Raw genomic sequence first — 19,088 nt, 5'->3', positions numbered from 1 at the left:
TGAGCTTGTTCTTTATGGTCTGATCTGGTCACGTTCGATGACGGTCTCTGGGCGTCTGACGGCTTTGCCCACGTCGTAGCGGGTGGCGGGCTGCTGGTTCTTGGAGCCGAGGGGCCTGCCGGGGCCGGGCCGGTTGGGTTTCGGTGCACGGGCCGGGCATGGCAAGTGAGCACGGAGGTTCCGAAACCCCCGCCGGACGCGGGCCGGGGTCAGTCGGCCGGGGTCGGCGGGCCTCTCCCACGGACGGCGGAGGTCCTCGGCCAGCGGACGGGCCAGTCGGAGCTGGGTGTGCGCGGTGACGATCAGCCAGGTCCAGCGGTCCGCCGCCTCGGGGGTGCGGAGCTTCGGGCGGGTCCAGCCGAGGGTCTGCTTGATCATCCGAAACGTGTGTTCCAGGTCGAACCTCCTCAGGAACGCCTGCCAGCGCAGGTCCACGTCGGCACCGGTCATGCCCGTCCCCGAGGACCACAGCCAGACTGGCAGGGGCTCTCCGCCGCCGGGCAGGTGGTCGACCTCCAGACGGATCAGGGTGCCTTCGATGAGGGGCAGTTCGCCGTCGTGGTCGATCCAGGCCGAGCGGGTGGTGAGGCGGGGGTGGATCCGATCCCAGGCCATCGCCTGGGCGGTGCCGTATCGGTCGGTGACCAGCATGGTTGCCGCGTCAGGCTCGCCCCAGGTCTCCGGCTTGGCGAAGCGGAACTCCTTGCCGTGCTTCGGGGGCCGCCCGCCTTGGGGCGGACAGATCCAGGGACGGGGTACGGGCTTGCGCATCACGCGGTCCGACCGCAGCCGGCCCAGCACCTCCACGGGCAGGCCGTCAAGGAGATTGGACAGGCGCGGGGCGTCATAGCCGGCGTCGAAGACGACCACGATGTCGGCGTCGCCCTGGCGCCACTGGCCGCCCGCGATCAGGTCCTGGACCACGCGGCGGACCTGGGCAGCGGTGACCTCAAACATCGTCCTCGGGTCCGAGCCGGACCGCGTCCAACAGCTGGCACCACGACATGCGCCCCGACTCGAGTGCGGCGACGAACGAGTACGGCCAGCCGGGGATCATCGGGTGCTGGTCCCGGCCGCGGCCGAAGGTATGGCAGAACAATCTGTCCAGGCTGCACTCGGCGTCGGGCCGCAGCCAGTTGGTCACGTCCACGGCCAGGACGAGCCGATGGTCCGCGGCCTTGGGCTGCGGCAGAGCGGCCAGGACCCGCCGCAATCGTGCAGTGTTGATACGACCGTCGTTCAGAGCGGCGTACAACGCGCCGTGCCCACGCCGGTGCGCGGGCAGCAGGGTCAGGTCCACCGGTGTCATCACCCGTCCGTCGGCGCAGAGCAGGGCATCCGTGAGCTCGAACAATTCGTCGCGGTGCGCGTCCAGGCACGAGAAGAAGTCGCCCCGGAAGCGTGACGCTTCGGCGAACGCTTCCCCTGGCGTGGCAAGGTGCGGCAGGCTCATCCCTACGGCCTTCGTTCTGGTTCGGTGCATTCCTTGGTCGGAGCACAGAATCGGACGAAGGCCGCTCAGTTGTCCGGAGAGTCCTCACGGGAGGAGCATGTTCGAGGGACCATTCGAGTTGAGGGAGGGGCTGCCGCCTATCCCGGCTGCCTGGTTGAAGGGGGATCTCGGATGAGGACGCGTCAGAAACGCGGGGGCACACCTGAGCCGCCGACTCCATGGAGCGAGGTCGCGCCGAGACTGTGGATGGGCGGCCATCAGTGGACCGACGCTCTTGGGCAGAGCCATGCTGCGGTCGTCGGCACCGAGTTTGACCTGGTCATCAGCCTGTTCACCCGACCTGGCCATGGCCCTGGGCCGGGCGTTGACCATCTGATCGCCGAGATCCCCGATGGCCCGCTCACTGCCGAGCAGATCCAGACCGTCCAGCAGCTGGCCAATACCGCAGCCCGCGCGATACGGCGCGGACGTACGGCTCTGGTCCGCTGCAACGCTGGCTACAACCGCTCCGGCCTGGTGGTGGCGCAAACCCTCATCGAGCTGAGCCAGCCCGCAATGACAGCGATCCAGCTCATCCGGGAAAGGCGGTCGCCCTGGGCCTTGAACAATCAGACGCTCGAGGAGTACCTCGCCACAGGCCTTGATGTCGCCTCTCTCCTGGTCGGCCTGGACACCAGCTGACCGTATGGAGGTTGAAGATCGACCTCAGACCATAAAGAACAAGTTGAGTGCCTGTTTCTGAACCTGCCTACACGGGCCGTGGGAATGTTGGCGTTCTGCTTCATTCGCGGAAGAACCACGGTGCCTCACCGTCGCCGGGCGCCAGGACAGCGAACGCGGCGAACCTCACCGACCGCATCCGCCGCCAGGACAGCCGCATCCGCCACCTCGAACAACGCCTCGACGCAGCTCGCGCTGCGAACCGCCAGCTCATCGCCAGCCACAACACCTCCGAAGGGCAAGCCCTGAGAAGCGGAATTCCGGTGATCGCGCACTGACACGCTATGCCGGGCAGGTCACGAACCCGACCCGGCATCCGGCACGGTCAGAAGTTGAGGTATCGCTCAAGCCTGAAAGGCTCCTGCTGGCCTTGCACATGGACGTCTGCCGTAATCGTGAACTCTCCCCAGGCCGACATCGTCAGTTCAAACCCTGTCGCCCGGTCCGTGACGACACGGTCCGGCTCGGGGAAGGTCGGATGAAGGTGGTAAACGACTTTGGTGAGGCGATCGAGATCGCCGTCATCATCCCCTTCAAGGAAGACGCGGATTCGGTGGTAGCTGTAGTTTCCTCGGTCCAGCGAGCTGTCTCGCTGCGCCACGTGGGCCACGTGGATCCTGGGAGCAGCCTTGGCGCTCATGGAATCCGGCGGTGCCACGGTGGTCGGCGGAGTCAGCCTGCCCGCGTCTCTTGGGTCGAGGGTCGCCCGCAGTTGTTGGAGACGGTCGTAGACCTGTCGCGCCGTCTGGGGGCGCTGTCCGGGATCGCGTCGCAAAAGTTCGGCGACGAGCGCGGTCACTTCGGGCAGCAGGCCCGGGCGGAGCACGTCCAGGCGTGGGGCTTCTTCTTCGTCTTTGCGCCGGATGACCGCGAGCCAGTTGTGACCGGTGAAGGGAGGTCGACCGGCAAGCAAGGCGAACAGCACCCCACCGAGTGCATACAGGTCCGACCGTTCATCCCCCCGCTCGGCCAGGAACTGTTCCGGCGCACCGTACTCCACAGTGCCGGCGGGTTGTAGCTGGGAGGAGCGCGCCACGGAGAACGCGGTCTGGACGAACCCCGCGATCCCGAAGTCGACGACCTTGACCTGCCCGTCCTGGGTGATCATGACGTTTTGGGGCTTGATGTCGTAGTGAATGACCTGGGCCCGGTGCGCGGCGATCAGCGCCGCGCAAATCTCGCTGCCTATCTCCAGAGCGCGGGCCAGGGTCATGGAGCTCCCCGCATGGAGGCGATCGGTGAGCGTCGTACCCTCAACCTTCTCCATGACCAGGAACAGGATGTCCTCGTGGACGCCCCGGTCGTAGAGAGCAGCCACGTTGGGGTGGTTGATCTGCGCGGCGGCTACCGCCTCGCGTTCAAACCGCTGAGGCAGGTCCGGGTGGACAGCCCCGCCGAGGTCGAGCAGCTTGAGCGCGATGTCACGGCGGAGACTATGGTCCCGCGCAGCCCACACCTCGCCCATCCCGCCCCGCCCAAGTTTCTTGACCAGCTCGTACCGACCCGCGATCAGTTCCCCTGGCTTCACTGCCCACCCCCGCTGTTTCTTGGAAATGCCAAGGGTACGGCGGCGGCACCGCCGACAACCGCGAGTCTGCTTGGCATGCTCGGTTCAGCAGCAACGTTCTCATCAGAGCTTCTTGCACAGCTTCTGATGGAAGTCGGATGCGTGCGCGACATCTGTCGTACAGCCCCGCCGGCACCTCCACCCGGCTGACCAGCCGCAACCCGACCAGTGGCAAACCTACGGATCAGTAGCCATACAGAATGGCACTCTTGCCTCATGCGGATCCGTTCGATTGAACGCCGGACGGATCACCTCTCCGCCATGAAGATACGTGCATGACAGATGGTGCAGCGTTGGAAGCCGTTGTCTTTCCGATAGTGACGGGTGCGTTTCCGCTGGTCAGGCATAGTGACGGCGCCTCGGTGGCAGAGGCGGGGTGTCGTGTCGTCTCTTCGGTGGAGGTGCCGGATGCCGTCGGTGATGGGGCTGCTTGAGGAGCGCGAGCGGGCTGCTCGGCAGCGGGTGGAGGTCCTGCAGGCAGAGCTCCAGGAGGCGGAAGCCGCGTGGGAGCGGTTCGTGATTGCCCGTCAGGCGCTGGCCAAAGTCCTGGCAGAACCTCCTATGGGCGAGGCGTCGCTGGCGGGGTGGCCGGTGAACGGCCTGCGCGGGTCGCCGGGGCGGTGCCCGGCTCGGTGGTTCCCGCCTGGAGGGAAGGGCTCGCTCTCGACTCGCTGGCGCCGGACTACCAACGGCTCGTGGAGGTCCTGGCGGGGAGCGGGGAGGAGATGGACTGCCGGCAGCTCGCGGCGGCCTTGGGTCTGGAGGTGGTCGCGGCGAAGCCCGACCGAGTCGGCAGACTCGAACTCACGATCACCAAGATCGATAGAGCAAACTGCTAGTTAGCGCACTCAGCGCACGAAGTCCGTTACTGTGCCGTGGTTGTCGGGAGAGTTCAGGCCCCAGAGGATCAGTCCCACGATGATTGCCAGCAGGATCAGTCCCGGCACGTTCTCGGGCCCCCAACCGACGGGCTGCCGAACCGGTGGGCCGGGTGTGGCGTCGTCGCGTGCAGCGTCGGAATCGGCGCCCTGCCAGGGCGCGACATCGGCCTCACCCCGGGCGATCCGCGCGGCCACGTGGCGTACGTCGGCCGCGTGGTAGGTCGGCTCGCGGGTCAGGTCCGGGGAGGGCGCAGCCGAGGTACGTACGCTGTTGGCCCGCGCCACGGCCGTGATGCTGATCGGCCTGATCTGCGGCCAGATCTCCCGGACTTCGGCCTTCGTCAGCCAGCCTTCCCCGTCCTGATGGTCCTGCTCGTCCGCTGCCCCCATTCGAAGTCCGCCCCCTCGCTCGCCTATCACCCTTGGCTTGATACCCAGACCGCCGAAAGATCACCCGGCCGGGCAGTCACACTCGAACTCACGCCCACCGTGATCAGTATGGCAACGGCTTCTTATACGGACTGATCAGAGCTATCGGGGGAGCCGTGCTGGGAGCAGGAGGTGCTGTTACGGCATCGATCCTTCAGTTCAAGGGAGGTGAGCGGCTGCGTCGTCAGGCCCGTGCGGACGCTGAGGTCGACCGGCTGGTCGCGCTGCGAAGGACAACTCGTTACGCCTTGGGGGTTTTGTCGGGCGGAGTGGTAGGTCTTGAGAGGCTTGGGACCCCGGCACCTGAACCCCTCATGCGGTTTGCACCCGAGCCCTTCCACGAGCTGTTGAATGAGGCGCTTTTAGCCGTTGATGTCGAGTGCCGTCCCGTACAGCCGAGATACCTTCAGTCGGATGACCACCCGGCGCTCGGCGACCAACTGCTCCAAGAACGCATCTTCATCCTGTGGCTTCGCAGCCCCTGGCACCATCGCGAGCAGCTCTCGCCCGACCGCATCCCCCGACGTGGTCGTGATCTCGGAGACGTCGGCCTCGCCCTCGGCCACGGCGAACGACCATACGTCGCCGCCCGGAACATGCACGGCCGCGCGTGGGTCACGCCGGAGTTGCTTGACCTTGATGCGGTCGGCAGTGGTGGAAAACCGCACGATGCGCGCTTCGGCGTCCCAGTTGTAGAGCATGGTGGTGAGATGAGGATGGCCACTGCGCTTATTGGTGGCGAGGGTGCCGAACTGCTGAGTGCTCAGCAGTTCGGAGAGAGCATCGTCGGACAGGGAGCGGGGTGCTGGACCTTGAGTCATGACATGCTCAACTTCCGTGTGCGCCTCGGCATTCCACCCGCCATCCAGGAGTCGGCCACCAACTTTCGCAACAGGCCCTAGCCGATGTCGAGAACGCGGCAGGGTTATGCCTGTCCCCGTGCCCGATGCCGCTTCGTGTACGACCAGGTCACCGCGGTCATCAGGGCCGGTATGGCGAACAGCGGGGCGAAAACGAAACCCCAGACGGTCTCTGCCGTACCGCTCGACATGTACGTCTGGCTCTCGACGGTTAAGGCGACCGCGAGTTGCCACACTGTTACCAGGACTAGGATGCCGGAGGCGGTCCAGGCCAGAGAGGCGAGGACCCTGGGGTGCAGAGGACGCCACCGGTCGCTGACGAGCAGCAGCGGAAACAGAGCGGCCAGCTCGGCAAGGACGGAGAGTCCGACGACGTACGCGATGCCCCAGCCTGGGATGTCGAAGACGTCGCGCAGTACTTGATCGCTGTAGCCCACATAGACACCGGATGCCATGGCGATGCGCCACAGGCCGGACGGGACGGCGCACAGAGCGATGGCGTGGGCGGCGCGGCGAGCCCAGACAGGCGCGGAGGCGGGAACTGCGGTGGTCTCTGTCGTCATGACGTACATGCTGGCCCGGGACATGGTAGCCGCGCTTCGTCCTCTGCGGCGGACCGTATCCGCCCTGCGGATGAGGCCGCACCCGCCGTGGGAGGACCTGAGGACGGCGATCCCCGCGCGAGCCGGTTTCTCCAACCGTCCGGCGATCGAGGACGTCACGGCCCGGTGAACGTTCGTGGTCACCGCATTAGTACTGCAACGGTGTTTGCCGTGACGGTTTGTTGGTTTCTGGTGGTGTGTGGCCGCGTTGTTTGTAGTGGCTGACGCGTGCCTGGAACTGGCGTCTGCGTCGCCAGTGTGACCAGTGCAGGACATGGTCGACGTCCGGGCGGGGCCGGGTGAGACGGTGGATCAGGCGTCGGATTTCGGGCAGGGTGAGGGGTATGAGCTGGGGGGATCCGTTTCTGCTTTCCCGGTGTCGAGTTCGCGGGCCCGCAGGACGGTGAGGCAGGCGTGGGCGGCCATGGCCAGGGTCATGTGGCGGTGCCAGCCGTCGTAGCGGCGGACCTGGTAGTCGTCCAGGCCGCATTCCTGCTTTGCGGTCTGGAAGCATTCCTCGACCGCCCACCGGGCGCCGGCGATGCGGATGAGCTCGTCGAGTGTGGTCTCGGCCGGGCAGTAGGCGATGTAGTAGGAGATCTCCTCCGGCAGGCGGACACTTCGCCGGGCGATCACCCAATGGCGTCGGTCCTCACGGTGCCAGGGGCGGACCTCGACCCTGGCCCAGTCGTAGACCCGCGGGCCGTGGGCTCCGTTCCCGCAGGAACGGCGTTTCCACTTCTGCCGGGGCAGCGCGGGGAACAGGTCGTGGACGGGGTGGTCGATGGCCCAGCGGGTGACGACGGTGTCGTGGCGGGTGGTGGCCATGACGTGGAAGACATCCGCCCGCTCCAGCTCCGTGCGCCAGCCTTTGGAGAAGCCGTAGGCGGCGTCGGCGGTCACCCACCGGAACGGGATCTTCTCGGCGATCGCCCGGTGGACCATGGCCTTGGCCATCACCACCTTCGTCTCGAAGGCGACCGAGTCGTCGATGCCGGCGGCCCGGCACCGGTCCCGGTCATCCGTCCATGACGTGGGCAGATAGAGGCGCCGGTCGATCAGAGTGCGGCCACGGCCGCCGGCATAGGCGAGGAACACCCCGATCTGGGAGTTCTCCGTCCGACCGGCGGTTCCGGAGTACTGGCGCTGGACCCCGGCCGAGCGGACACCCTTCTTCAGGAAACCGGTGTCGTCCACGATCAGCACCGCATCCGGGTCGCCGAGATGCTCGACGACGTAAGCCCGCACGTCGTCCAGGACCTCGTCCGCGTTCCAGTCGATCCGGTTCAGCAGCCGGTGGATCCGGTCCGGACCCGCATGCCCGGCCTCCTCCGCAAGCGTCCAGCCGTTCTTCCGCTCCAGCGGAGCTATCAGCCCCCGCATATAGGCAAGAGCCGACTCCCGCGGCTCCAACCTCGAGAAACGATGCACGAAACGCTCATGCAAAGCCTTCAGTTCACCAGCCCACAACCGGGCCTCAGCAAGTTCCCCACCCATGAACTGACCAACGACCGACCTGCCCAACCGTCACGGCAAACACCGTTGCAGTATTAGACGTCATCTCATTTGGTGGATCTGCGGCAGCAGATGAGGGTGCAGGCGATGCTGGTGAAGGCGAGGAAATGCTCGGCTTTGCGTTCGTAGCAGCGATGGAGTCGGCGACAGCCGGCGAGCCAGCCATGGTCCGTTCTATGGTCCAGCTGTGGCGGCCCAGCCGCTGTGAGGACTCGATTCCTCTGCGGGCGATGCGGTGCTTGATGCCGCACTGACGTAACAATTTCCGCAGGTGGCGTAGTCGTAACCGTTGTCTGCATGGAGCTTGGCGGGCTTGCGTCGACGGCGTCCGCGGCGCGAACGGATGGGCGGGATGCCGCGTACGAGGGGTTCGATTGCCTGACTGTCGGCAGATTGGCCCTCAAGATTCCGACGGACAGGGGCAGACCCGTTTGCTCTGTGATCAAGTGGATCTTCGATCCGAACTTGCTCCTGTCGACAGGATTCGGACCTGTCAGGTTCCCCTTTTCAGGGCCCGCATGTTCACGGAGTCGATCGCGCAGCGGGACCAGTCCAGGTCGCCGCGGGCGCCGAGCTCGTCGAGGACCAGGCGGTGGAGCTTGGCCCACACCCTGGCCTTCGTCCACTCGGAGAAGCGTCGGTGGGCTGTCGCCCCCGACGGCCCGAACGATGCCGCTGGCAGCTGCTGCCAGGTACAACCCGAGGTGGCAACGAAGACGATCGCGGCCAGTACTTCACGGTCACCATGCCGACGCCGGCCACCGCCCTGAGGCCGCGATGGCGCCTCCGGCACCACCCGTTGGAACAGCTCCCACAACTCATCCGGCACCAGCCGCTCAACAATCCCCGCCACGACCGACAGCCTACCCAACGGTGACCGACCAGTCAGAAGGTGACTGACAGTGCAGCTCACCTCTTCTGAACCGGTTTCGCACCGCGGCCGCCCCGCACTCGCCCGAGAAGGTGAACCTGGGCGTGCCTAGCCGCGCTGCCGGGAGCGTTGCGGGGCCACCGGGGAAGATCCTGGAGGGGTGCTCCACCTCAGGCCTCACATGCTGCTCTTCGTGCTCGTGCTGCTCCTGTCCCTGCTCCTGCTGAGCCCCGTGTACGCAGCAGATCCCCCTCGGGGCCACTCGTGCGATCCTGACCGGCTCGCCGGTGCGAAGGTCACCACGTCGGCGGAGTTCGTCCACCGCGGCCAGGACAACAGCGTGCTCACCAGCGTCGCGGACATCAAGATCCCGGCAGGCTGGGAGCGGACCCCTGACCTGCTCCTCGACACGCACGCACCCCTCTACCGTGACGCGCTGCGCTGCCTTTTGGGAAAGGGGGCTACCGTCCAGGCGTACCTGCGCGGGAAGCCGTACGAGGACAGCGAATGGCGGTTGAAACCGCTTTCGGTGAAGCTCTCCGGCGCATGGGTCGCCGTCCACTACGAGGCCGTCAACTGGGTCCAGGGACTCGACACCTACGACGTGGGCCTGTGGACCCTGACGGCAGGCAAGGACGAGTGGGAGATCCGGCTGAGAGCTCCCCCGAGTCTGGCCAAGGCGACGTGGGAGAACGTACGCGTACGGCTGGGCGGGCCCGCCGCCATGTCGGCTTGGCCGCCGCCGACGTTCGGTGGGGACCGCACGGAACTGACCTGGCACAACAGGACGCAGATCGCCATCCCCGGCGTACCCGACGTCGCCTTCAGACCACCTGCGGCGCAACAGTGGGCGGCCTTGACCCAGACAGACGGGGATGCCTGGCAAGCCCTGGGTGTCTTCGGCGCATCAGGGGCGTTCTCGGGGGTCGCGACCGCCGTGCTCGCCTTCGTCGCCGGCAGGCGTTTGCGCCGGGGCATGGGGCGCCGTCCTCTTCCGGCAGAGAAGGAGGCGCTAAGCGGACTGTGCTCGTGGTCCCTGGTCCTGACGCTGATCACTCTGGTTGCGTACATGGGCGACGACCTCTACCGGCTCCTTCAGGACCAGATCGGGTGGAAGGGCGAGTACGAGGCGACGGTCGACCTGTTTTCGGCACTGTTCATCGGACTCGTCCTGTGCTTCTTCGGGCGGCTGAAGAGATGGCTGCTCGTCGTCGTGTGCGCACTCGCCGCCTGCACGGCCGCCCTGTGCGTAGCCGCCGAAATGTCCCCTTCCGGGCTGCTTCCCACCAGTGACGTCGAGATCCGCGGTACCGGTCTGGGGCTGGCGGTGCTGCTCGACTCCCTGCCGGTCTTCCTGTGCTGCCTGGGCATGGTCGCCAGTGGTCAGCGCCTCCTGATCCTGGGCGGCAGGGGCCTGTCGCAAGGGGCGCAGGTGTGGGTCGCGGCCGGTACGACGGCCATGGCCATGCTCTGGGCGTTCGTCTCCCTGGACCGCAGCTGGGAGCGCGGGTCCTGGCTCAACGACGCCGTGCCGGCCCCCTTCGGGTCGCCGTGGGTCACGACCTACGACACGTGGTGGTGGTGGTTCTCGGCGAACGCGCTGCCCGCGCTGGCGGACATCGCCCTCTTCCTGACGCCGTTGGCCCTGGTGGGAGCCCTGCGGGTGTGCAGGGCCGAACAGCACGAGGCTGATTCCTTCACGCCCAATGCGGCGGAGAAATCCGTGTTCGTGATCTTCTTCGCCATCGTCGTGGTGCCCAATTTCGCATGGTATTTCGGATTCTCCGGTTACATCACGACGCTGATCCTAGCCATCGCCGCGGCGTGGGCCCTGCTGGCCATGGGGCTGTCGAAGTCCGTGCTGGAACAGCCAACCGAAAGCAATTCCCCGCTGGGCAAGGTCATTTCACGGACCGACCGGTCGCAATGGATGCGCCTGGCACGCCACTACCGGGAGCTGCAGGCCCGGCTGCACCACCCCGGTTCCGGATCCGCGGCCGAACAGTCCGCTTCGCAGGAAGCCGTCGAGCGGGAGATCGACCAGCTGGACCAGTGCCTGCCGGAAGGGGTCAGACCCATCGACCTGCCGTTCGCCATCGGCCCCATGGCCACGTGGTGGGGCAACGCCTGCCGGTGCGCGCTCATCGCCTGCATCATCGGCCTCCCCGCTACCGGGCTGATGTACTGGATCGACTTCGTCCGCGGCGACTCTTGGGGCGTGATGGCGGAGAACCCCACAGGGTTCCTCCTAGCGGTCCTTGACGTCATCTACTGGCACATGACATGGGTGGGCGGAGGCTTCTTCCTGGGCGGGTTGTGGCGTGATCTTCCCGGCCGACACGGGCCGACGAAGGCCGTCTACGTGTCCGTCGCCTTCGGCGTCCCGGTCGGATTCCACCAGCTCATCGCCCAGATCACTGGCGACGCCATGCAGGGCACGATCGCAGCCATCGCCGCCTTCGCGTCCGTGATGACCTGCACCGGCCTGGTCATGGACCTCCAGACGTTCCAGAGCGAACGGCGCTACTGGCCGTCCAACGCCGGCCTCGTCCTGTACGTCTACCAGATGCGCTTCGCCTCGGTGGCGTTCTGCCTGGCGCAGCTCGTAGCGCTGGCCACGATCTGGAAGGCGTTCAAGGAAGGAGGGCCGACCCCACCTCCTTCCCACCGGTAGCGGCTCTCCGCACGCCGTCGGCACCGGTACCGACCGGAGAAAGCCGGCCACCGACCCGCCACCGACCCCCGCCACTGCCTGGTTTCGAGAACACCGCCGAAGGCATCGCCTCGGCGCGCGCCGCCGGCATTCCCGTCATCGACATCCGCGAGCAGACCTGGACCGTCCAATAGGCAGCTCAAGCCCGTCCATCCCGCGAAGCTGATGGGACTCTGAAAACGGCCGGGCGCGCTCTTCGCCCCAGTCCGTTGGATCTTGAAATGGGTCATGAGAGCAAGGGCAAACAGCGTCGCCCGGTTCGGTAAGGGCGGCCGTGTAGACCTTTGGCGGGGCCGACGAAGCGGTCCGGGGGATGCGGGGCCGGTATCCGCGCGTCTGTGGCTCCTGTCGGGCCCGATCGGGGATCGTGGTGGCATGAAGGAGCAGCGGTTCGACATGTGGGCAGCTGGGGACGCCTACGAGCGGTACCGTCGCGGATGAGTTCGTGGCGTGGCTTGACTGCGCTGACAGCCTGCGGTGGCTGGATGTGGGCTGCGGTACGGCCGCGTTGACCGCGACGGTGGCTGCCCGATGCCGGCCCCGGATGGTGGTGGGGCTGGACGGGTCCGTAGGGTTCGTGACCACGGCGCGCGCGGCCGCTCCCGCGCCGGCGTGCTTCGTTGTGGCCGACGGGCTGGCGCTGCCGGTAGGCGACGCGGGGTGCGACGTGGCTGTCAGCGGACTGGCGCTCAACTTCTTTTCCGCGCCGGGTGCGGCGGTGGCCGAGGCATCGCGCGTCGTGGGGCCGGGCGGGCTGATCGCCGCGTACGTGTGGGATTACGCCGAGGGCATGGCGTTGCTACGCCACTTCTGGGAGGCCGCGATTGCGGTGGACCCTGCGGCCGCAGCTATGGACGAGGGGCGCCGGTTCCCGATGTGCCGCCCAGAGCCGCTCAGCGCTCTGTGGACAGAGGCGGGGCTCGTGGACGTGACCGTCGCCCCGATCGAGGTGGCAACCGTCTTCTCCGGCTTCGCGGATCTGTGGGAGCCGTTCACGGCCGGGCAGGGCCCCGCGCCCGCCTATGTCGCCGACCTCACCCCGCCCACCCGAGACCGGTTGCGTGACACGCTCCGCGATACCGTGCCGACGCGGCCGGACGGGTCGATCGCGCTCACCGCCCGCGCATGGTCGGTCCAGGGCCGAAAGCCGGTTCGCGTCCGCACCTGACGGCGCCGACCCGCTCCAACTCGGGCGGCTCCGGTACCCCGAACCATCAACCTGCGCGCTCGCGGGCGACACCCTCCCTCTGGCACCCGCCGAGCTGCGCGGGTTCGACTCGTTCGAGGTCTCCGGTGACGGTCGGCTCCAGATCCTGAACGCGATAGCGGCAATCACCTGCCGTGATCACGCGCGCGTAGCCTCGCGGCATGGGCAGTGGGCGCCGGGTGCGATGCCGGGCCTCTTGCCAGGGTTGTCGTGGTAAAGGAGCTTTGACATGCTCTCAGTTTGTTGGCCGGGCGGTATGAGCGTGTCGACTGGCCCGGCGAGCGCCCGTCGATGAAGGGGGTCGTGGGATGGCAGGCACTTCCGGGTTACGAGTGGCTCGTCGCGCTCTCATATGGATCGGTGCGCTAATCGTCTTCGTATCCTGTGTCGCAGTAACACCCTTCGTTTTAAACCTGGTTGCACCACAGACCCTGGATTGGGGTCGGTTGAGTGATATCAGCCAGTCGTATGGCGCTGTATCGCTAGTGATCTCCGCTGCAGCCCTTCTCGGGGTCGTCACGTCGATTGCATTCCAGGCGAAGCAGGCTCGCATCGAAGGGGAGCAGACGTTCCGCGCGGGACACCGGGAGCTGACCATGGTGACGCTGGGCGACTCGGCGCTGCTCCGTTGTTGGGAGCCGCCGAGGGTCCCGATGACTGAGGCCAGGTGGAAGCAGGCCATCGTCACGAACTTGATCGTGAGCATGTGGGCCAGTGATCATCACCTGGGGCGCTTGAATGACGGCGCGCTGCGCGTGGTGCTGAGGGCGCACTTCCGCGGGGAAGTGGCACGAGTGCATTGGGAGAACAGCGGTTCCATGTGGCGTGACCATATGGCTGCGCTGGAGGATCCGCGTCGCCTGCGGTTCGTGGAGATCATGGATGAGGTGTATCGCCAGGCCAGGGATGCAGGAGCTCCAGTCTCGGATCACGAGTTTTTCATTCCTGGTGAGTGATCTCGTTGTGTAGGGCACAGCCCCCGCGGTGTGATGGCGAGCACGTCGGGATTGATTGCATTCTTTGAGGTCTGGGAATTGGGTGAACCAGAGTGGCGTCCGTCCGGCAAGGAAGGCCTCTTCTTCAAGATCTTCAAGGTTGCTCTCTGATCGGGGGCTTCACGCCTAATAGGACTCCGTTAGGTCCTTCTTGATCTTTGGGTGGAGCCCGGTCTGTCGGGGAGGGGGTGGTGGCAGGTGGTGCAGATGCCGGTCCAGTACCTCAGGATGTTCTGGAGGGCGTCGAGGGTCGCATACGTCGTCTACCGCCGGACGAAGAACCCTTTGGCCCTCCCCGGCCGCTCAGCGGTGACGTGGGGGTGGCCCTGACGGTTGCCACCGTTCTGCTGATGCTCGCCTTCCTTTTCGGGGTGGGCGACGGCTCCTCCGCATTCGCTGGAGAGGGCCCCTGCCAACGAGCACTGCATGGCCGAGCCCGCACGGAAACTGATCGCCCCAACTACCAGACCCCGCAGGCGGTTCATCCCGAACCACCTGCTGCCCAACCCCTGTCCGGTCACTCGCGGGCTGCATGGTCGGCCAAGTCCTGCGCGCCCTGACCACCCCGCCCGGCGCCCCGGTTCCCCACGGCCCCGCGTCTCCGGCTCCGCCGCCCGCTCCCGCTCCTCCACCACTCCCCACCGGCGCAGCCCCCGGCCAGGCAGCGCCTGCTGCGGAGCCTGCGGTGCCCGCGCACCGCGCCACCAAGCCAAACGGTCTACGGGCGGTGTGACCGGCCGGGCGACCCGCTCGGGCGAGTCGCCGGGCCGACCGTGACGGGTCTGCCGGGTGGCCGGGCGTCAGCAGGTGAGGGTGACCTCGTGCACGACCGGCTGGGGCGACCAGGGGAAGGAGGCCACGCCGAACGTGCCGCGGACCGTGGTGCCACAGGGGACGGTGCTCGCCGGGCCGCGCACCTCGAGCGTCGTGGTGGTGAAGACGACAGGCTTGTCCTGCGTGAGGGGCGGGGCGCCGGCGCCCAGGACCTCGGCGGACAGCGTGGTGGACAGCTCCCTTGTGGCCGGCGTCGGGCTGCCGGGAGAGGGCGGCCCGGCGAGGCTGACCCTGCCATAGAACTGCACCGCGTTACCGGTGACCTCCGCGCACAGCCGGGTGAGCAGGCCTGCCTGGAGGCCCGAGTTCCCGCAGGTGGTCACGGTCTGGTCGGCGGCGGCCTCGGGGGTCGCGGAGGCCGGGCCGGCGGCCAGAACGGTCAGGCCGGCAACGCCGACCGCGAGAAGGGCTAAGCGGTTCATGGGGACGTGCTCTCCTTTGTGTTTTCGTCGGTGCGTGACGGGCCATCAACCCGCCTTGTGTGATGTGATATTTCACATCACACAAGAAGCCGAGATGATCGCGCCCTGAACTCCTTCCGTCAGAGGGTCAAACTTTCCGGCGCAGCGGTCGGTCCGACGTTCCGTGGTCGAGCAGCGCAAGCCCCGCCTCGCTCTCCGCATTGCGACACCGCACACCGCAGGTGCTTGTGCAGCAAACCGCGGCCCGGTGCCCTTCCGGGCCGTGTTCTGTTTCTGGTCTGCTCAGGCCAGCGAGGAACGGCTCGCGGGGACGGTCTGATGCGGTGTAGCCGGTGTCACCGGGATGAGTTGAGTCGCGATGGTGGCCGATGCCGCGGAGCTCACGGTTCTGCCCGGCGATGGCGAGGTGGCGCGGGCGGAACTGTATGAGGCTGCGGCTAGGTCGTGTTTTAGAACTGGGGTCCGTGTCTCGCCTCGTGCCGTGATGATCTCGGTGTGGGGCGAGGGGATCTTTCAGATGACCAGTGGGCGGTGCTGGGTGCGTTGTTGCCGGTCACGGTGTTGGGCAGGCCGTCGGTATGCCGGCGGCGGTTGATCGACGGGATCCGCTGGCGGGTGCGGACCGGGGCCTCTGCCGGGCCCATCAGAATGCGGCCGGTGCCCGGCGCGACGGCGAGACCCAGAAGGAACCGCCGGGCGGCCGGCGGGCTGAACCCGACGATCACGGCCTGGGCCGTTCCCGCGGCGGCTGGACCACGAAGATTCACCTGGCCTGTGAACAAGGGCAGAAGCCGTTATCGCTGCTGGTCACAGCAGGGTAGTGGGGAGACAGCCCGCAGTTCGCAGCCGTGTTGGAAGCCATCCGGGTACCTCGCCTCGGACTGGGCCAGCCACGGGTTCGTCCGTTGCGGGTCCGTGGCGACAAGGCGTATTCATCGCGCGCGAACTGTGCCTATCTGCGTCGGCTCGGGATCCTCTGCACGATCCCGGAACCTGCCGACCAGTCCGGCCACCGCAAGCGCCGTGGCACGACCGGCGGGCGGCCCCCGGCCTTCGACCGCGAGGACTACAAGGCCCGGCACGCGGTCGAGTGCGGCATCAACCGGCTGAAGCGGAACCGGGCGGTGGCCACCCGGTTCGACAAGCTCGCGGTTCGCTTCGAAGCAACCGTCCTCATCGCCGCGATCAACGAATGGCTGTGACCTGCCGGAAGTGTCTGTCCGGCATGTCATTCTGGCCGCGATCAGGTCAGCGGTTTGAGGGGAGACAGGGCCGATGGGGGCTGCGTACTACCGGCCGAGAGCGAGAGCGGCGACCACATCGAGGACCCGTCCGAGGACGCGCTGTTCATGCTTATCGATGACCTCAATGCCTCGGACAACACCTTCGTCGTCATCCAGCCCGACGAGGACGACCCGGCCTGGTCACCTCAGTCGCGGTCCTGGACGAAGGCGGCTACGACGTCGTCCGCCGCGACACCACCCGCCGCGAACACGAAGTCGCCACCGAGACCAGCATCGACCAGATCGCCCGTGACCTCACCATCTGGATGGCCGCCCGCGACTTCCCCGGACGACCCACCCAGCACACCAGCAACTTCTAGAACACGCCCTAGTCACCGTCACAGGGCGAAGCAAGACCAACGTCGATTTTCACCGGCCATCCAGGCCATGGTCGCCGTTGGCATGCGGCTGGAGCTCCTCGCCGACCAGGCCTGCGAGCACTACGCGCGTGAACTCTCCCAGCTCGACGAGTCGGTGCGCGAGGCGGTGGGCCGCCTGCGCAACCTCACCTTCAGGCTCCAGCCCCCCGGCATCGACCGGCACGGCTTGGTCGAGTCGCTGTCCCAGCACCTCAACGACGTGGTGGCCGGGAGCTGGGGTCTTGAGCCGTCCTTGGAACACAACCTGGCGAAGGAGCCGGCCCCCGAGACCGCGATCACCATCTTCCGCATCGTGCAGGAGGCGCTGCTCAACGTGCGCAAGCACGCCCAGGCACGCACCGTACGGGTCAGCGTCACCACCGAGAACCGGGGCCTGCTGGTCCATGTCGCCGACGACGGGACCGGGCACCCGGCGGTCGCCCCCAGGTTGGACGAGCACTTCGGGCTGATGGAGATGCGGGAGCGGGCCGAGACCGCCGGAGGCTGGTGGACACTGCGCAGCGAGCCCGGCACCGGCACCACCGTGGAATTCTGGGTGCCCGACCTGCCGACCGGTGTACTGGACGAACCGCTGCCCGGTGGACCCGTCAGGACCTTCGACTCCCGTACTGCCCCCCAGGAGCCGTCGTGACGCAGCCCCCCACGCCCGGGAGCCCCCTGCGGGTGCTGATCTGAGACGACAACACCATGCTGCGCGCGGCGCTGGCAGAGGTCGTCGCGGCACAGCCCGACCTCACCCTGGCCGGCAGCGCGGCCGACGTCGACGAGGCGATCCGACTCGCCACCGCCCGACAGCCGCACGTCGTGGTGCTCGACGTGCGCTTCCCCGGTGGAGGCCCGTACACCGCCCAGCAGATCATCCGCGCCGTCCCCGGCGTCCGCGTCCTGGCGTTCTCCGCCTAGGGCGACCAGGGCCCGCGCACCGAGATGGCATCGGTCGGCGTCGCGGGCTACCTGGTCAAGCGCATCACCAACGCCCGCCTGCTGGCCGAGGTCCGGTCCCTGGGAGCCGAAGCCCTCGCGGCCATGCCCTTCGCCGCCGACGAGGTTGCTACCGGACGAAGTCCAAGGGGAGAGCACCTCTGAGGACGTTCATCCGTACGCGGCTGGGGAGTTCAGGGGCCTACGCCGACAACTCATGGCGGATCTCCATTCCCGCGATGCTTCAACGAAGTCACATTGACCGGTCTGCAGGCAAGCCCCCCTCCGTGATCGGCACGTTGGACATCGCAGGTCGGCGAGATACGCTGCCCAGGACCGCGCTCGCCCCCCGGACCGCCGGATGACCGGGGCCGCACCTTGACGAGGCTGAGGCGCGGACGGCGCCGCTGCCTGCCGAACTGGCCGAGCTTCTGGACCTTGTGGGGGAACGGTTGAACACGCTCGCCGTGCAGGCGCCGCCGGCTCCTCCGGCCCGCTCAGCGCCCGCTCGTCGCGGATGGGCTCGCCGCGGCGTGGAGTGGCGGATCAGTCTTCGAAGTAGTTGGTCAGGACGCAGCCCTTCACGAGTGCGGGGTCCTTGCGGTAGCCGCTGGGCGGGTTGAAGTCCGGATGGCAGTTGAGGATCAGGAGGCCGCCGGGCTTGATCGCGTTGCGGATGACGGGCTTCTGGTCGGGCAGGACGGCGAAGTCCTGGCCGAGGAGGAACTTGCCGCGATGGCCCTTGTTCGGGCTTTCCTTGCGGTCCTCGTCGAGTTCGGCCTTGTACCTGGCCTGGAAGGTCTTCAGGTCCTTGAACATGAAGATGCGGGTTCCCCTGCCGCAGGCGCCGCGCTCGGTGACGCCCCACTTCTGGTCGTACGTCTCGTCGCCGGGGAAGAAGTCGTCGTCGTGCGGATCTGGGCGGCCTTTGCGATCGAGCCCGCCTTGGGCAGCCCGGTCTTGCCGCTCCCTTCGAGGTCGGGCAGTCCGTCGGCGCCGCCGTTCTTCGCGGGTGTCGGAATGCCCAGGGAGCCATCGACAGAACTGGCTCCAGTGTCGCTCCCGAACGCGGTCAGTGTCGTGAGAGAGAGCAGAACCGCTGTCGTGGCGGTGACGAGTCGTTGGATGCGTATGGTGGCCGGGGCTCCAGTGTCAATGATCAGAATGCGCCGACTCTAAGATTGCTGACGTGTGCATGGCAAATATGCGCAGACGGTGCGGATCCGGTGGGTGATGTCGACCCATTCGCCGGGGAGTTGCTCGCCGTGCTCATCGAACGCATCCAGGGCGCCAGCGCGTTCGATGGCGTGCAGGGCGCTCTTTGCGATGGGTTCCCACTTGGCCGACGCCGGTTGAGACGAGCATGAGTGGGCTGACGATCTGGCGCACAGTGCAGCCGGCATCCCGTGGGATGGGGTTGACGCCTGACGCCCAC

Annotated in this window: 14 protein-coding genes and 4 pseudogenes; 9 read left to right on the top strand and 9 right to left on the bottom strand. The window is 67.1% G+C overall.

Annotated elements, in window-relative coordinates; genetic code table 11:
* Window positions 1-12: 12 nt before the first annotated feature.
* Window positions 13-1,453, bottom strand: a pseudogene (locus OG509_RS00760) (NF041680 family putative transposase).
* Between the two features lie 246 nt (window positions 1,454-1,699).
* On the opposite strand from OG509_RS00760, the gene OG509_RS00755 reads away from it, so the two are divergent.
* Entirely contained in the window at window positions 1,700-2,134 is a 435-nt protein-coding gene (locus OG509_RS00755; protein ID WP_406179175.1) for a protein phosphatase, read from the top strand.
* Window positions 2,135-2,498: 364 nt separating this feature from the next.
* Here OG509_RS00755 and OG509_RS00750 read toward each other — a convergent pair whose 3' ends face one another.
* The 6 genes and pseudogenes from OG509_RS00750 to OG509_RS00725 form a co-directional block, all read right to left on the bottom strand.
* Window positions 2,499-3,701 (bottom strand): protein kinase domain-containing protein, encoded by a 1,203-nt coding sequence (locus tag OG509_RS00750; RefSeq protein ID WP_406179173.1) that lies wholly within the window; start codon window positions 3,699-3,701, stop codon window positions 2,499-2,501.
* Between the two features lie 887 nt (window positions 3,702-4,588).
* Window positions 4,589-5,011: a hypothetical protein gene (locus tag OG509_RS00745; protein ID WP_406179171.1), complete on the bottom strand. Its 423-nt coding sequence runs from the start codon at window positions 5,009-5,011 to the stop codon at window positions 4,589-4,591.
* Window positions 5,012-5,412: 401 nt separating this feature from the next.
* Complete coding sequence (locus tag OG509_RS00740; RefSeq protein WP_406179170.1) at window positions 5,413-5,871, bottom strand: TIGR03618 family F420-dependent PPOX class oxidoreductase; 459 nt, start codon at window positions 5,869-5,871, stop codon at window positions 5,413-5,415.
* Window positions 5,872-5,975: 104 nt separating this feature from the next.
* Entirely contained in the window at window positions 5,976-6,482 is a 507-nt protein-coding gene (locus OG509_RS00735; RefSeq protein WP_406179168.1) for a hypothetical protein, read from the bottom strand.
* Between the two features lie 342 nt (window positions 6,483-6,824).
* Complete coding sequence (locus OG509_RS00730) at window positions 6,825-8,009, bottom strand: IS701 family transposase (RefSeq protein WP_331741684.1); 1,185 nt, start codon at window positions 8,007-8,009, stop codon at window positions 6,825-6,827.
* Between the two features lie 65 nt (window positions 8,010-8,074).
* Window positions 8,075-8,889 (bottom strand): annotated as a pseudogene (locus tag OG509_RS00725) (IS5 family transposase).
* Between the two features lie 169 nt (window positions 8,890-9,058).
* On the opposite strand from OG509_RS00725, the gene OG509_RS00720 reads away from it, so the two are divergent.
* The 3 genes from OG509_RS00720 (at window position 9,059) to OG509_RS00710 (ending at window position 13,774) form a co-directional block, all read left to right on the top strand.
* Window positions 9,059-11,572 carry a DUF6185 family protein gene (locus OG509_RS00720; RefSeq protein ID WP_406179166.1) on the top strand — a complete coding sequence of 838 codons (2,514 nt, stop codon included), beginning with the start codon at window positions 9,059-9,061 and terminating at the stop codon, window positions 11,570-11,572.
* A gap of 484 nt (window positions 11,573-12,056) precedes the next feature.
* The gene (locus tag OG509_RS00715) at window positions 12,057-12,779 is read left to right on the top strand and encodes a class I SAM-dependent methyltransferase (RefSeq protein ID WP_406179164.1); all 723 of its coding nucleotides are present in this window, start codon (window positions 12,057-12,059) and stop codon (window positions 12,777-12,779) included.
* A 347-nt stretch (window positions 12,780-13,126) separates the two neighbouring features.
* The gene (locus OG509_RS00710) at window positions 13,127-13,774 is read left to right on the top strand and encodes a DUF6082 family protein (RefSeq protein ID WP_406179163.1); all 648 of its coding nucleotides are present in this window, start codon (window positions 13,127-13,129) and stop codon (window positions 13,772-13,774) included.
* Window positions 13,775-14,613: 839 nt separating this feature from the next.
* Here OG509_RS00710 and OG509_RS00705 read toward each other — a convergent pair.
* Window positions 14,614-15,069 (bottom strand): hypothetical protein, encoded by a 456-nt coding sequence (locus OG509_RS00705; RefSeq protein ID WP_406179162.1) that lies wholly within the window; start codon window positions 15,067-15,069, stop codon window positions 14,614-14,616.
* A gap of 495 nt (window positions 15,070-15,564) precedes the next feature.
* On the opposite strand from OG509_RS00705, the pseudogene OG509_RS00700 reads away from it, so the two are divergent.
* From OG509_RS00700 to OG509_RS00680, 5 genes and pseudogenes are all read left to right on the top strand, one after another.
* Window positions 15,565-16,271: pseudogene (locus OG509_RS00700) on the top strand (IS5 family transposase).
* A 73-nt stretch (window positions 16,272-16,344) separates the two neighbouring features.
* Window positions 16,345-16,672, top strand: a pseudogene (locus tag OG509_RS00695) (hypothetical protein).
* Between the two features lie 67 nt (window positions 16,673-16,739).
* A complete protein-coding gene (locus OG509_RS00690) occupies window positions 16,740-17,363 on the top strand; it encodes a sensor histidine kinase (protein ID WP_406179160.1) in 624 nt (207 codons plus the stop codon).
* A 56-nt stretch (window positions 17,364-17,419) separates the two neighbouring features.
* On the top strand, window positions 17,420-17,635 hold the full coding sequence (locus OG509_RS00685; RefSeq protein ID WP_406179159.1) for a hypothetical protein: 216 nt from the start codon (window positions 17,420-17,422) through the stop codon (window positions 17,633-17,635).
* Between the two features lie 24 nt (window positions 17,636-17,659).
* Window positions 17,660-17,818, top strand: coding sequence for a hypothetical protein (locus OG509_RS00680; protein ID WP_406179157.1), 159 nt, complete (start codon window positions 17,660-17,662; stop codon window positions 17,816-17,818).
* 381 nt (window positions 17,819-18,199) lie between these two features.
* Here the strand turns inward: OG509_RS00680 and OG509_RS00675 are convergent, their stop codons facing one another.
* The gene (locus tag OG509_RS00675) at window positions 18,200-18,472 is read right to left on the bottom strand and encodes a hypothetical protein (protein WP_406179155.1); all 273 of its coding nucleotides are present in this window, start codon (window positions 18,470-18,472) and stop codon (window positions 18,200-18,202) included.
* Window positions 18,473-19,088: the final 616 nt, after the last annotated feature.

The organism is Streptomyces sp. NBC_01006, assembly GCF_045162725.1.
Classification (GTDB): Bacteria; Actinomycetota; Actinomycetes; order Streptomycetales; family Streptomycetaceae; genus Streptomyces.
Note: the sequence above shows the minus strand (reverse complement) of the source record. Positions and strands in the feature narration are given on the sequence as shown.

Bases quoted from the DNA above. Each gene is read 5' to 3' on its own strand.
- OG509_RS00755 (WP_406179175.1), top strand. From the start codon at position 1,700: ATGGGCGGCCATCAGTGGACCGACGCTCTTGGGCAGAGCCATGCTGCG.
- OG509_RS00745 (WP_406179171.1), bottom strand. From the start codon at position 5,011: ATGGGGGCAGCGGACGAGCAGGACCATCAGGACGGGGAAGGCTGGCTG.
- OG509_RS00740 (WP_406179170.1), bottom strand. From the start codon at position 5,871: ATGACTCAAGGTCCAGCACCCCGCTCCCTGTCCGACGATGCTCTCTCC.
- OG509_RS00735 (WP_406179168.1), bottom strand. From the start codon at position 6,482: ATGTACGTCATGACGACAGAGACCACCGCAGTTCCCGCCTCCGCGCCT.
- OG509_RS00730 (WP_331741684.1), bottom strand. From the start codon at position 8,009: ATGGGTGGGGAACTTGCTGAGGCCCGGTTGTGGGCTGGTGAACTGAAG.
- OG509_RS00710 (WP_406179163.1), top strand. From the start codon at position 13,127: ATGGCAGGCACTTCCGGGTTACGAGTGGCTCGTCGCGCTCTCATATGG.
- OG509_RS00705 (WP_406179162.1), bottom strand. From the start codon at position 15,069: ATGAACCGCTTAGCCCTTCTCGCGGTCGGCGTTGCCGGCCTGACCGTT.
- OG509_RS00690 (WP_406179160.1), top strand. From the start codon at position 16,740: ATGGTCGCCGTTGGCATGCGGCTGGAGCTCCTCGCCGACCAGGCCTGC.
- OG509_RS00685 (WP_406179159.1), top strand. From the start codon at position 17,420: ATGCTGCGCGCGGCGCTGGCAGAGGTCGTCGCGGCACAGCCCGACCTC.
- OG509_RS00680 (WP_406179157.1), top strand. From the start codon at position 17,660: ATGGCATCGGTCGGCGTCGCGGGCTACCTGGTCAAGCGCATCACCAAC.
- OG509_RS00675 (WP_406179155.1), bottom strand. From the start codon at position 18,472: ATGTTCAAGGACCTGAAGACCTTCCAGGCCAGGTACAAGGCCGAACTC.